Below are 13115 nucleotides of genomic sequence, written 5' to 3'. Positions count from 1 at the left end.
TCGCTGGCAAGGGGCGGGAAATAGTGAGCGAGCACGAATTGAACCTGATACCAGCTTAAATCACGTACGAAGCCCGGTATATTTCCTTCTATCAAAAGGGCGTAGGCACTCCACTACTTATCGCTTACGGGTAGCTGAATACTTCGCGTACTCTCGGTGAAGCCGTTTATTGGCAACTCCCAAGAAGCACCCGGCCAGAGTAGTGATAGCTTGATGTCTGAAATTCTGTAGACCGCTGTATAAAGCGTGCCAAATCCCGCGTTAAACGCGGTCGAATACAACGGCGGTCGCAGGAAAGTGTCTAGGAAGCGGCTTTCAGATTCAGAATGCAGAGTCAGTCTTTGCAACAAAAACCGTTCGCGTTCGACAGTCGCAGTAAAGCGGGCATGCGACGACCATTCCACCGCAGCTTGGTGATTGGTCGCAACCGGTTGATCGGTGATCACCGCTTCGCGGTCTGGCGCCATATAGACGGTGGCGTAGCGCCCTTTCGAATCAAGCACCGTTACGTTGTAGCTCATATGGCAGGGAATACGGGCCAGCGCTGCCACTGCCTCATCACGCGTTTCGCAGAATTGCAGCACATAGCGTAATATAAGAGGCACGCCGAAGCCGAGTCCGACCTGCGTCCGGCCGCCAAAAGTCAATGATACCACCAGACCGGCATCGTTGATCCCGTCCAGCAATCCCAAAACACCGTCGCTCATCCCCACCACACGACGTCCGGCCCACTCGGTTTTCAGGATCGCAGCATCGAACGTTCGTGGGTGATAATCATAGTTACGGACCAGAAACGGTGTATCGCCGCGCCAAATCGCCTGGCTGCAGCCTGATAAGTACTTTGGCGGGCAATAGAAGCTGAGAAAGCGTGCTTGACTGTCACTGCCGCCTACAAGCTCGACCACCTCTTCGTATAGCGGAAAGATTTCAGGCATGTGCTGCTTTAGCGCGCGAAAGCATTCGCGATAAGTCGGGCGCGCGGAATAGCCTTCACGCGCCCACCATTTACGGTATGCAGGCCAATACTCGCTAAACAGCCCGGCCAGTTTAGGGCCGGGCTGTGATTCTTCGATTGATCGGAAAACAAGCGCCATTAGGCTTTCTACATTATCTTAAAGGCGGGTTCGTCCAACACGTTGGCCGCCGGAAGTGGACGGGCGGAATATGCTGACTTTAGGCCATGGATCCAGCGTTTGGATTGGTCAGTCAGCTTGAAACCCTTGGTCATAGAGCGACCGCGGGTCACAAGGATACCCAGATCCGCTCCTTCATAGCGATAGTCGCCAGCATTGGAAATTCGCAGGAAAAACGCTTCGTTCTCGCCAACCGCACGGCGGTGGTAATCGAACCGGTCAAAAACCACGCGACCATCCTCGAGCATTTTGTAGATTCCAGATTGCGGCGCCTGAGTGATGATGTCGACATTGTCATCAGTGTGTTTGATCACCATCTGAGACCAACTGTCTATCATGTCCGGGTCGGCCCAGCGGGCGTTCAGTTCTTCGACGCCCAGATCGAACGGTTTCTTCGAGAACTCCAGCAGATGGAACAAGAACAGCGGCGCGTCCGCATGGGCAAAGGCCGCGTGGTTGGTCATTGAGCTGGCTCCGGTGATCCGGGGGTTCAATTCACCCAGCCAGAGGTCGCCTGACTTCTTGTCGATCAGGAAATCCAACTCGAAATACCCTCGATAACCGGACTTTCGTAATTCCTCACCGAATTGAAATGTCAGTTGCCGCGCCTGTTCGCGGGCTTTGGGTGGAAAAGCGGTCGCAAAGATCTCGTTGCCACACCAGCCGCCGCGATAGGGCGTCAGTTCCTTGAAGCCCACAAGCTCGGTCATCAACGGGCCAACGATCGTTCCTTCCGAGGTTGCGCACGCCTCGATTGCGGCGCCCCGGCAGTCGATACGTTTCATGATCTTGATCTCGCCCTCGCCGACGATCTCGTGTTCATGCTTCTTGAAGTCAGCCTCGGACTTGATGAAGAACGTCGTGTGACCGCTGTCGCCAAACGCCGATTGCAGCACCAGGTCGTGGCCAAGCTTGGCCTTGTCGCAGATCTTTCTAAGATGATCGTAGCTCTTGACCACACTCAGCGTATTGGGCACCGACGGCACGCCTGCTTTGTTGCCGATGCGCACCGTCTCGATCTTGTTGTCGCATTTTGTGCGAAGTTTGGCCTTCGGGAACCAAAGCTGGCCACCCAGTTCTTTGACTAGCTTTTCAGTTGTCTCGTCAAACATCAGGAAGACAAATTTCGGTTTGCCACCGCGCCGCTTAACCAGGTCGATGACCTCTTTGTGTTGCAACAGATAGTTGTTGATATCCTCGATGGACTGGAATTCGTCATGCGGTATTTCCGAGGGTACGAATACGTTCGGATGTCGCCCGTCAAAACAATCCATGTAGCAGATATAAGTGAAATTCATCACCCATTCATCCAGCCCCAAAAGGTTGAAATTGGTCGCTGATACGAAATAGATCGGGTCCTTGTTGGTATGGAAGTAGCGGCGGATCTCCGAGATGTTCTTAAGCACCTTCTTTGGCATGTATTCCTCCCTGACCCGTTATGGGTTCTTGACTGATTTCAATGCGTCTTCTGTAAAAATGCGCAGGCCCAGATCGGCACGGAATCCGTGGATTTCCGACACGTCCAGTTCCTGCATGAACCTGAGTATCTCGGGACTGATGACCTGCCCCGGAACCAGAATTGGAAAGCCTGGAGGATAAGGGATGACGAAGGTGGCAGAAACCAGCTCTTCGCCAGCTTCCAGCCGTTCAAGCATCTCCTTGTTGGGTTCAACATAGTCACAATTGTCCTCGTCGTAGGACAAGAAAAAAGCGGTCCGGATATCCCCCGCCTCGGTGCCTTTTTCGCATCGGAATGCATCGTGGAACCGACTGAAATCGGGCAACGGAGGGACATTTTCAACTAAGTTCTTAACCCTCCTGTCGAAGGCGAGCTTTTCCATCTTTGATGCGTCGTCCATCAACTCGTCGAGCTCTTTGGCGATCTCGACCAGCACTTCAATCAAATAGGCGACGGAACTGCGGGTAGTGCCGATATTGGTCATGAAAAGCACGGTATTGCGCGAAGTCTTGTTGATCTGGATTCCGTACTTGTCCATCAGTATCTTGGTTTTGAACGTGTCGCCATCCCAGCCCGTCGCGCCCACGTGCAGGGTTATGCGAGTGGCATCCAAAACGAACTCATCTTTGGCCCAGCAATCCCAGACATCGGCCCACCCCTGATCGGGATCGAAGTAGCTTGTCATCCCGCTTTCGCGATATTCCTCAGGAATCATGTCGCCGGCGGTGACCAACCTGAAGTATTTCTTCAGCAGCGGGTGCGTCGATACCGCCCGCCGAATGGCCATCGCACTTTCCACCTGACGTTGAACGAACTCGTATCCTTCGATCTCGACCTGCCGTCGCCCCACATCCAACGAAGCAATGATCTGATAGTTCGGTGAGGTTGACGTATGCGTCATGTAGGCTTCGTGAAAAGCCTCTTCCACCGCTCCTTTGAACTGCTGATCGTAGACATGGATCATTGAGCCCTGCCGCAAGGATGTCAGCGTCTTGTGGGTCGATTGCGTGGCATAGACGCGTACCCGCGCATCCGGCGGTGCTACCAGACGTGTGTTCAACAACACCTCGTCATCCGCGCCCTCTAGAGCGGCTTTCTGTTCGGCATAAGCGTCGGAATGCTCAGTTGTCCGGAATTGTTCACGCAGCAGATTGGCAGATCGCATCGCTGTACGAATCCGCGAATTGGGCGCGAATCTTGCATAGGCGAACCAAGCCTCATCCCATAGGAATACCAGGTCCTTTTTGATCGCCAGACATTCCTGCATCACCCGCTGAACATTGTAGACGATGCCATCAAACGTGCAGTTGGTCAGCAGTACCATGCGCACACGATCCAACTTGCCTTCGGCCCTCAGCGTCAGCAGTTTGTGCTTGATTTCACGAATTGGTACCGCGCCGTACATTGAGTATTCGTGCAATGGATAACTGTCCATGTAGACCACGCTGGCTCCAGCCAAAACCATTCCGTAGTGGTGTGATTTGTGGCAGTCGCGGTCGACCAACACGATATCGCCGGGTCGTACCAAGGCTTGAACCACGATCTTGTTGCAGGTCGAAGTGCCGTTGGTCGCAAAGAACGTCTGTTTTGAACCGAATGCTCGGGCCGCGGCCTCTTGTGCCTCTTTGATCGGGCCTTTGGGTTCAAGCAGCGAGTCCAAGCCGCCAGACGTAGCCGAAGTTTCGGCCATGAAGATATTCGAACCATAAAACGCCCCCATGTCCTGAATCCAGTGACTGCGGCTGATGGATTTTCCGCGGCTGATCGGCATCGCGTGAAACACACCCGTGGGCTGTTTGGAATACTCCTTGAGTGCGGTAAAGAACGGCGTCTTATACCGGCGCTGCACTCCTCGTAGGATGTTGAGATGCAGTTCCAGGAAATCTTCCTGATTATAAAACACTCGACGACACAGCCCCAGATCAAGCCCGGCAATATCCTCAGCCGAGCGATCGGTGATAAGATACGCATCCAATTCCGGGCGCAGTTTTCCGATACGGCGGCACGTTTCGGGCCCATATTCCGATGGCGCCAGCGCTTCAAGATCGGCACCCTCCCCATATAGACTGATATAACGGCCTAACACATTAGTTTCGTTTTTGGATTTCAAACTTAAGCCGGGACGCACGATGACGGCTTGTACATTCTGATTGAACAGCACCCCTATCAGCGCGTCTTCGACACTAGGGACAACCACAATCTCATAAATGAACGGATCTTCGCTGCGGCGCATGCGTTGCAAGCTTGATTGCAAAAACCGTTCCTGCTGCTCGTTGACGTTGTCGACGATCATGACCTCGAAATAGGGGCGGCCCAGTGCACGCGCCTCATGGGTCTGGGTTGATTCGTCTTCGAATTCGTCGCCCTCTGTCTCGTCTGCAATAAGAGGTATTGAGCGGCGGCGATAGGCGCCCGATGTAAGCGCCCTCGAAACCCTACGAACAGCTGTAGAGAAATCAGTAAAATTGCCGTGCTCCAGAAGTCGGCGCAGATAGTCGAAAGCCGATGCTCCCGGAAAGGCAAAATACACTTCGATCGGCGCCAATGCCTGTAGTAAATGTAGGGCCCGATCACGATCTTTCTCACCTCCGGTGTGGCGCAAAGCTTCCGCCGTTTCCCGCAGCGCGCTCCATCTGTCGGCTCTAAGTTGTGAGGCGCTGTAGTAATCCGAGATGGTGTGGAGCTTTTCGCTATCGGAAATGCCGTGCATGAAATTCTATCCTTTCTGCCGATACCGAAAAGCTGCCCAGCATCAGTCTGTGCCTGAACGCCCCTTGTAGAGATAAAGATTGTCGGGCTTTGTCGTAGCGTCGTCGCTGTATCCCAGCGCTGTCCTCGGATCAGATGCAGCTAGTCCGGCTGCATCGCCTTTTTGCGGAATGCTCAGCGGACCCAATGTGTGCAGATAAGCATCCGCCCCGCTGCTGCGGTCATAAACTGGAAAATCCGCCTCACGGTCGCGGAAGCTTTTGAGAACCTGACCAAGCCCCTTTAGTCCAACCTCGCGCTGGCGGCGCACCTGATCAAGATCGATCTCAATCGGAAAGATGTCCTCTTGCCCAGCGGATTGGTGCAGAACGGTGGCCGATGGATCGACCACAATCGAACGCCCAACGCCACCAGCAGCTAACCCGTTCACATCAAACACATAGCACTGAAACTGCGCGGCGGTGGCCTTGGCGATCGATAACTCGGCTTCTCGGTCGGTGGTGCCGGTCAGCACCGGGTGCAGCAACACTTCGACCCCCTGACTGGTCAGGTGGCGCGTGGTTTCCGGGAACCAGATATCATAGCAGATCGACAGACCGAAACGTCCCACATTCGGTACGTCGAAAATACAGAACTCGGTGCCCGAGGCGATATTCTGCTCGTAGGGCTTGAACGGGAACATCTTGGAATATCTTGAGATAATCTCGCCATCAGGGTTGATGACAACAGATGTATTGAAAACCCGCCCGTCCTCGCGCTTTTCAAACATCGAACCGGGTATCAGCCAGATCCCATATCGGCGCGCGGCGTCCTGAAACCGGGCCAGATCTTCGTTTGGAAAGGGTTGGGCAAAACGATCCAGCGGGCCAAACGGCGCCAACTCGCTGAACAAAGCCATCTGGGTCCAGGGGAACCGTGCCATCATCACATCGATCCGATGCAGCATAGCCTCGACATTCGAATGCACCGCGCCAACATGCATCTGGATTCCGGTGATCGCAAAAGGGGTCATTTCTTACTTCTTCTCTATTTCGCGCCGATTGCGAAAGCCGTGTGATCCAGCGTTCTTCATCGGAACATAACAATGTGCCTCAGCGCAAGCCCGGTGTCTTCGGACAACGACTCAATGTGACCGCATCCCTCAGCCGGCCTCTTCCTCGACCGCATCCTCGCCCGGTGTCTCGGCGAAATCTATGTCGTTGCGAACCCAGAAAAATCGGAAGCCGCAGCGACGCAGCCATTTCTCCAGCCGGTCAAGACTGGACCATTCGCGGCGTAACCCTCGGGTGGATTCGACCAACGCCCATTGACCATCGACCAAGAAATAGACTGTCCAAGTGTTAGGATAAGCAGAGTGATTGGCAAACCCGCCGCTCACCACTTCGCGCGTCGTTCGGACGGCCACCGGATAGTCGCCAAGGCGGCTTTCTGCGACCAGAGATGCCAGATCGCTTTGCCGGATCGTGAATGCTGGAAAGGGTGCGTCGCTCATGGATGAGCGCCTCTTGTCGCAGAAACGGCCAGTCCGGATCGTCCGCGATCCACCACTTCTTTAGTCAAGGTGGCAATCACGCTGCCTCGGTCTTCGCTTCAGTGGTTTCCACGCCAGCCAGCGCTTCGTCATACTGCGCGGCCTGAAACAACTCTTTGCGGCGCTCGATGATGTCCTCGGGTTTGAGGTTTTCCATACGTGTTGCTAGCGTCCAGATATGGCCAAACGGGTCGACAACCGAGGCGCAACGCTCGCCCCAGAATGTATCGGCAGCCACTGCAATAAGACTGGCGCCACTTTCCAGAGCGGTAGACAGCACCGCGTCCACATCTTCGACATACATGTACTGACTAACGGGCATGACAGCACCCTGGACTGCGGCGGTATGCGCACCCCAGCCGGCTGTGAGAAACATCACGGAGTTGCCGATTTTGATCACAGCAAAACCAGGCGCTTCATCAGCGTCGCAGTTCTGAACCTTCGCTTCGAAAGCTCTCTTATAAAAAGTCAACGCCGCAGGAACATCAGCGACAGCAAGTGACGCAGTGCAGGTACGATAGCCACGTGGCAAGGTGGCAGGCTTCTTTTTCATTCCAACAATCTCCGGATTGGGCTGGGGATCGCCCCCTTTGGCACGCAGGGAATTTCCTGCATTATGCACCATAGTGTGTATGGTTTTGGCGAACGATGCAACACTATGATGCATAATGCGGCTCTGTATGAAACACTTGCTCAGAATTCCCGCGGTGCGCAGGCACTTACAATCTGATGTTTTCTGGGTCCGCCCTGCCAGAATTGATGCAGTGTGCGATTTTCAAGGTAATGGGCTCCCCGTCTGATTTCCTCTTTACGCGTTTTTTTTGAGCTTCAGAGCAGCTTCGCCTGCACGGACCGAACTCCATGGATCAAATTTGAGGGAAATATGCGCCATACCCCCTTCACTTCAGAAGAGGGATTTATTCGCCGAACGACAGAGAGGTGTCATGCGGTTGAGCGCTTTTTATGCAACTTTCGCTTCAGCCAGTCGTATTGAATCAGCAATCGATTCGATAGAATGGACATAGCCAAAAGAGTAGACAGCGGATCGCTTCAGTGCGGGATGCGCACCGTTCTTGACGTTAGATCAATCGCCCGCACGCCAATCGGGATTGAGAGGTTTCAAGTCCTGTTGGGATCCGCGAAGTCGCTCAGCGCGTAACGCGGCGCGGCGCGCAGCGAGGAAGCTTTTTCTCGTTGTTTTCCAGCCTTGTGGATCGGATGATGAATTGTCACGCGCGTAGCGTCCTCGACCCACCTGGAAAAGGGCAGAGCGCAGGTCGTCCGTCGCACCATCTGGGTGAAATCGCGCCCAATCCTCAAGCGCCGCATATGACCCGCCGAGGTCTCGGCTGCGGATCGCTTTCAGGACCTGGCGAGTTGCAAAGATTTCGGATGCGCGCCAACCGTCCTTCAGTGCGCTTGCCCAACCCGAAAGCAGTGGCCAGACGGCGCGTAATACCAATGCCACAACCGCCGCCGCCGCCACTCCCACGAGGGCTTTCCACCATGTTACCGGCTGGGATCTTCCTTCTGCTTCCTCACCCGGCGCGATGGATAGTGACAGACGCGGGATTTCGACGGTTTCCACCTTGCCGGTTTCGAGGTTGTACCAGTCGAAGCGCACTTCCGGCAGTTCCGCTGGCCCTTCTGCGGTAGCAAGGTAAGTTGTCCGCTCTGTCCGGGTACCGGAGAGTGTCCCGCGATCCTCTTTGTCGGTCACTCTGGGTTCGTCCGGATAGGACCTGAGCCCATCCCCGACGGCTTCCGGTGCGAGCTGCGGGATCAAAATTGGCGTGGTCCCGATGATCGTCGCCTCCAGGGTACGCACGACCGCGCCGCCAACCGCGAGCCCATCCCGCCCTTCGACTTTGGCCTCGAGGATGAAACCGGTCGCTACGATGAGGGGATCAAGATTGTGGGCGGGTTCCGGAACAACAGCATTGAAGGCGATGGGTTCCAGGGCAATATCCTCCGTCACAGGATCACTTCCGCCCGGATTGGCATAGGTAATGCGGACACTCTGGCCAGGTATTTCGAAGCGTCCGGGCTGCAGCGGATAGAGGCGATAGGCGCGCTGAACGCCGGACCAGGTATCTGACCCGACCCGTTCACTGATCGGGCCGCTGGCGCGTTCGGGCAGGCGCACAAGTAGTCCGGGTAAATCGAGGGGCGGGAACTCGGGGGGTTGGGGCAGCCATGTCGGGACCAGCACCTTGATCCGCAGCACCAGAGGTTGGCCGATAACAGTTTCCGTTGCGTCCAGTTCCGCCGTTACCATTGGACCGTCCTGCGCCATCGCCGAAAAAGTGGAAAAAACAGTTATCGCGAGCAATAGCAGCATGCGTCGCATCAGCCATCCCCCGCGTTGTCGAGAAGGAACCTGCTGCGAAGAAAGTCGCCCATGTCGGTGTCGATTGACTGAATCCATTGATCAGCGGTCAGCGGGGCGGCATCTTCATTTGGCGCCTCGATCTGCGTTTCTGCACCACGCGCGGCCTCGTTGTCGAACACCACGTCATCGGCACCGATCCCACTTTCCTCGCCCGTGTCCGATTGCTCTCGCGTGGTCTCGACGTATTCGACGATAGCCATCGCGACTTCGCGATTGCGCGCGGCTTCGGGGAAGTCTGGGCGGCGGACCTGAGCCGTCTCGAACGATCGGACCGCTGGACGATACTGGCGGCTCTTGATCTCGGCCATGCCCTGGGCGAACGCTGCCTCGGCTGTGTCAAGGCGAGCGAAAATCGCAATGGCCTCCTCGTACTGGCCCGATTTGTACTTGGCATAGCCTTTCCACAATGGGTCCTCGAAAAGCTCGCCAGCTTCAGCGAATTCTTTGTCCTCGAATGCAAGTCGGCCCTGCTGATCCGGGGTCAGAAACCAGTCGATCCACCCCCCGGCACGCGCTGATGTCGGGGTATGTATGAACGACAGCGTCAGCAGGGCCAGCACCCAGCGCATGGTCCAGCCGCGCCGAAACCAGAGCGCGCAAAGAAGAGCTGCTGGCCAGGCCAGCCACCAGCCCCGATCATCCCAACGCAAACGATCGTCTGCCGCCAGAGCCGCAGCATGCGCGGACCGTACGCGGCGTTCTATTGCGCCCAGATCGCTGTCGTCAGTCGTGATCTGGACAACAGTCGCGCCTTGAACCTTGTCGAGCTGCGGTAGGTTGGTGCCGGACGGCGCGGCAACGAGAAAGACCAGCGGCGTTGGTGATTCTTCATCACGTGCGTTCATCGCATCCACGTCCGCCGGGTTCAGATCATCGAGCGCAAACAGCACGGCACCGGGGGTCTCGGCAGTTGCGAGGATATCGAGGGCGATTTGCAGCGCGTTTCCGGCGTTGTCCCCATCCACCGGCATCACCGCCGGGGTCAGCCCCTGCAGGAGTGGCCGCAGAATTTTCGGATCTTCGGTCAGCGGCGAAACGCGGTGAGCGGTTCCGGCGTAGGCCACGAGTGCTGTGCGTGCACCGGCGCGGGCTTCGATCAGGTCGAGGATCTTGTACTTGGCGCGTTCCAGCCGCGAGGGTGCCAGATCCGGTGTCTCCATCGATGATGTGACTTTCAAGGCAACGACCAGCGGGGCGGTTTCCGCGACCAGTGGGTTTGGCAGCTTGCTCCAGGTCGGGCCAGCAGCGGCACTAGCTAGTAAAATGCCCAGAAGTGCCACGCCGTCGATTGGATAGATGCGCCGCAGGGCACCGCCTCCGACTTCGAGTGCAGCGGCCAGATGCGGGGCGACGCCATTCTGAGTCTCGCTGGCGCGGGTGTCTTTGGGGCGGATCGCATACCAAAGCGTGACCACCGGGAGTATGGCCAGAAGCCAGAACGGGCGGATCAGGTGAAATGCCTCAAAGACCTCCATCATACCACCGCATTCCGTCGGCGCGAGAAATGGAGCCAGCCGATCGAACCGATCAAGATCGCGAGCGCTAGGGCCAGCGGGATATACGACAGCCCTTCGGTCGGCCGGAAACTGCTGGTTTCCGTGATGCGCGGGTTCAGACGGTCAATCTCCGCATAGACTTGTTCCAGGGCGGCCTGATCGCTGGCGAAGAAATACGCCCCGCCAGTCTGGCTGGCGATTGCCTGTAGTGCGGCGAGATCCACCTTGTCTTCGCCTGAGGCCTCTGGATCGCCAACGCCGACGGTGTGGATTGTCACACCCTTGTCGGCGGCGATGGACGCCGCATTCACCGGGCTCATCCGGCTGCTGGTGTCTGCGCCGTCGCTGAGCAGGATCAAGACTCTCTGTTCAACCTCGCTGGACTCGAACGTACGCACCGACAAGCCGATCGCGTCGCCGAGCGCCGTGTTGGGCCCCGCCATGCCGACAACGGTCTGATCAAGAAAGCCCTGAAGGCTTTTTAGATCTTCGGTGAAGGGAGCCTGCACGTAGGCTCGCGTACCAAAAATGATCAGCGCTATTCTGTCACCGTCGCGAGCGGCGATGAATTCGGACAAAACCTGCTGCACAGCGTCGAGCCGCTGCAGGCGCCTCCCATCTGTGGCGATGAAATCGCGCTCGTCCATCGAACCGGAGATATCGAGTGCGATCACGATGTCGCGCGCCGCGGTTTCGACCACGATGGGTTCACTCAGCCGCTCGGGACGTGCCAGAGCAAGTACCACCAGGATCCAGATGGCCGTCGCTCCGATCATCTGGAAACGCGAGCGGGACAGAACAACGGCCCCTACCTTGCCCTCGATCTGGGCGGCTTCGGCGACCTGCCGGAAGTACGGAATACGCAGTGCGCTGACCTGCTCGCGGTGCGGAGGAGCAAAGCGCCAGATCAGCCAAGGCAGAGGCAGAAGGGCCAACGTCCATGGTGCAGCCAGCGAGAACATCAGGCGACCCCAGCGTCGCGGCGATGGCCCCGGATCCAATCGCGGGCCAGTTTTTTGGCCTCAGGATTGGGCGCGTGCGGCCGGAACGGAGCGGTGGCAAAATCCTTCCCTGCGCCATCCAAAAACCCGGTTCCCTTGAAAGTGCCGTCCAGAAACGCAAGCCAGTCCGAACCGGCAAGCGACGCGACTTCTGCCCGAGGAAAGGCGACCAGTGCAGTTCGCCGTAAGATGGTGGCGACAGCGCCGGGGTCGTCACCGGCCTGCGCCAGCTCGCGCAGTGCGGCGCGGCGGTAGGCTTCCGCCCGATGTCGCCGCAACATCCAATGCAGGAGCAGGAAAAGCAGCGCAGCAGCAACAACGCCCATCACGATCCAACCCGGCGTTTGTGGGGTTAGTGGGATCGCGCGAGGCTCGGGCACCTCTTCAAGAAGATCGATCAGGTCGACCAGACCGAGCCCTTTGAATTCCTCGTTCATCGGGTCCCCCCGAGGTGGCCGAGCAGATGCAGGATCTGGTCGAGCGCTGGGATCTCGGTCGTTAGCGGAAACACCGGTACGCCATACTTGCGGCCCCAGCGGAACACCTCTGCGACTCGACCAGAGGCCATTTCAGCAATTCGTTCGCGGGTCGCGCCCGAGTCCGCATCCAGTTCCGCCTGCAACTCACCATCTGAAACGGTCATTTTCAATCCAGCAGGCAGTTCTTCGGCCATTGGGTCGGACACGTTGAACAGGATCAGGTCGTTCGATCGCGCCAGCGCTGCGACCAGCGGTTCCGTCGCCTCGTCGATTCCGTCGAAATCCGAGAAAACAAGAACCATGCCGTCAGTCTTGGTGATCCGAACCGCAGCCCGCAGCACTTGATTGAGCGGAATCGCCGGCGCTATCGGAGCGTCAGCATTCAGCTGGGTATTTGCATCTGAGATTGAGTTGAGCAGCCGGTTCAGTGCCAGACGACTGCGCCGGGGCCGATGCTCGGCAATCCGGTTGTCCCCAAAGACCAGTCCGCCAACGCGATCCCCCTGCGCGAGCACGCGATGCGCCGCCAGCGCGGCAGCCTCCGCAGCGACGACCGACTTCATATAAACCTTGCTGCCAAAGAACATCGACATTCGCTGATCAACGATCAGCAGGGTCGACCGGTCACGCTCCTCGGTATAGACGCGTACATACGGCTCGCTGGTTCGGGCGGTGACTTTCCAGTCGATGGTGCGGATGTCATCACCGTCGACATAACCGCGCAATTCCTCGAAATCCAGCCCGCGGCCCCGTAGCCGTGAGGCGTGTCGCCCGTTCAGGATCGAACCCGCAGGCTGGCGCGGCAACAGACTGATCGCGCGTGCCTGTCCGCCTAACCGCCGCAAGTGATCGGCGCTCACATGGATCCGCGGGTCGAGATTGGAATCGCTGGTTGGTTGCGCCATTGTCTGGTCC

General features: G+C 57.2%; 11 protein-coding genes. All 11 read right to left on the bottom strand.

What is annotated here, in order from left to right; all coding sequences use genetic code 11:
• Nucleotides 1-113: 113 nt before the first annotated feature.
• Complete coding sequence (locus AB1E33_RS08480) at nucleotides 114-1094, bottom strand: C45 family autoproteolytic acyltransferase/hydrolase (protein ID WP_372576832.1); 981 nt, start codon at nucleotides 1092-1094, stop codon at nucleotides 114-116.
• An 8-nt stretch (nucleotides 1095-1102) separates the two neighbouring features.
• A complete protein-coding gene (locus AB1E33_RS08475; RefSeq protein WP_372576831.1) occupies nucleotides 1103-2551 on the bottom strand; it encodes a biotin carboxylase in 1449 nt (482 codons plus the stop codon).
• Nucleotides 2552-2569: 18 nt separating this feature from the next.
• On the bottom strand, nucleotides 2570-5302 hold the full coding sequence (locus AB1E33_RS08470; protein WP_372576830.1) for an aminotransferase class I/II-fold pyridoxal phosphate-dependent enzyme: 2733 nt from the start codon (nucleotides 5300-5302) through the stop codon (nucleotides 2570-2572).
• 42 nt (nucleotides 5303-5344) lie between these two features.
• Nucleotides 5345-6313, bottom strand: a complete 969-nt coding sequence (locus tag AB1E33_RS08465) for a carbon-nitrogen hydrolase family protein (RefSeq protein ID WP_372576829.1) — start codon at nucleotides 6311-6313, stop codon at nucleotides 5345-5347.
• 129 nt (nucleotides 6314-6442) lie between these two features.
• Nucleotides 6443-6793, bottom strand: a complete 351-nt coding sequence (locus AB1E33_RS08460) for a hypothetical protein (RefSeq protein WP_372576828.1) — start codon at nucleotides 6791-6793, stop codon at nucleotides 6443-6445.
• 76 nt (nucleotides 6794-6869) lie between these two features.
• Nucleotides 6870-7499: a VOC family protein gene (locus tag AB1E33_RS08455; RefSeq protein WP_372576827.1), complete on the bottom strand. Its 630-nt coding sequence runs from the start codon at nucleotides 7497-7499 to the stop codon at nucleotides 6870-6872.
• 417 nt (nucleotides 7500-7916) lie between these two features.
• Nucleotides 7917-9182 carry a hypothetical protein gene (locus tag AB1E33_RS08450; RefSeq protein ID WP_372576826.1) on the bottom strand — a complete coding sequence of 422 codons (1266 nt, stop codon included), beginning with the start codon at nucleotides 9180-9182 and terminating at the stop codon, nucleotides 7917-7919.
• Complete coding sequence (locus AB1E33_RS08445) at nucleotides 9182-10702, bottom strand: VWA domain-containing protein (RefSeq protein WP_372576825.1); 1521 nt, start codon at nucleotides 10700-10702, stop codon at nucleotides 9182-9184. The genes AB1E33_RS08450 and AB1E33_RS08445 overlap by 1 nt, the downstream gene beginning before the upstream one ends.
• Nucleotides 10699-11682, bottom strand: a complete 984-nt coding sequence (locus AB1E33_RS08440) for a VWA domain-containing protein (protein ID WP_372576824.1) — start codon at nucleotides 11680-11682, stop codon at nucleotides 10699-10701. Before AB1E33_RS08440 ends, AB1E33_RS08445 begins: the two co-directional genes overlap by 4 nt.
• Nucleotides 11682-12158 carry a DUF4381 domain-containing protein gene (locus tag AB1E33_RS08435; protein ID WP_372576823.1) on the bottom strand — a complete coding sequence of 159 codons (477 nt, stop codon included), beginning with the start codon at nucleotides 12156-12158 and terminating at the stop codon, nucleotides 11682-11684. The genes AB1E33_RS08440 and AB1E33_RS08435 overlap by 1 nt, the downstream gene beginning before the upstream one ends.
• Nucleotides 12155-13105, bottom strand: a complete 951-nt coding sequence (locus tag AB1E33_RS08430; protein WP_372576822.1) for a DUF58 domain-containing protein — start codon at nucleotides 13103-13105, stop codon at nucleotides 12155-12157. Before AB1E33_RS08430 ends, AB1E33_RS08435 begins: the two co-directional genes overlap by 4 nt.
• Nucleotides 13106-13115: the final 10 nt, after the last annotated feature.

This window comes from Ruegeria hyattellae (assembly GCF_041537925.1).
GTDB lineage: Bacteria > Pseudomonadota > Alphaproteobacteria > Rhodobacterales > Rhodobacteraceae > Ruegeria_C.
The sequence above is the reverse complement of the archived record's forward strand: the minus strand, read 5'-3'. Positions and strand labels throughout refer to the sequence as shown.

Excerpts from the sequence above, each read along its gene's own strand:
- AB1E33_RS08470 (WP_372576830.1), bottom strand. The coding sequence starts at position 5,302 with ATGCACGGCATTTCCGATAGCGAAAAGCTCCACACCATCTCGGATTAC.
- AB1E33_RS08450 (WP_372576826.1), bottom strand. The coding sequence starts at position 9,182 with ATGCGACGCATGCTGCTATTGCTCGCGATAACTGTTTTTTCCACTTTT.
- AB1E33_RS08445 (WP_372576825.1), bottom strand. The coding sequence starts at position 10,702 with ATGATGGAGGTCTTTGAGGCATTTCACCTGATCCGCCCGTTCTGGCTT.
- AB1E33_RS08475 (WP_372576831.1), bottom strand. The coding sequence starts at position 2,551 with ATGCCAAAGAAGGTGCTTAAGAACATCTCGGAGATCCGCCGCTACTTC.
- AB1E33_RS08455 (WP_372576827.1), bottom strand. The coding sequence starts at position 7,499 with ATGCATCATAGTGTTGCATCGTTCGCCAAAACCATACACACTATGGTG.
- AB1E33_RS08430 (WP_372576822.1), bottom strand. The coding sequence starts at position 13,105 with ATGGCGCAACCAACCAGCGATTCCAATCTCGACCCGCGGATCCATGTG.
- AB1E33_RS08480 (WP_372576832.1), bottom strand. The coding sequence starts at position 1,094 with ATGGCGCTTGTTTTCCGATCAATCGAAGAATCACAGCCCGGCCCTAAA.
- AB1E33_RS08465 (WP_372576829.1), bottom strand. The coding sequence starts at position 6,313 with ATGACCCCTTTTGCGATCACCGGAATCCAGATGCATGTTGGCGCGGTG.
- AB1E33_RS08440 (WP_372576824.1), bottom strand. The coding sequence starts at position 11,682 with ATGTTCTCGCTGGCTGCACCATGGACGTTGGCCCTTCTGCCTCTGCCT.
- AB1E33_RS08460 (WP_372576828.1), bottom strand. The coding sequence starts at position 6,793 with ATGAGCGACGCACCCTTTCCAGCATTCACGATCCGGCAAAGCGATCTG.
- AB1E33_RS08435 (WP_372576823.1), bottom strand. The coding sequence starts at position 12,158 with ATGAACGAGGAATTCAAAGGGCTCGGTCTGGTCGACCTGATCGATCTT.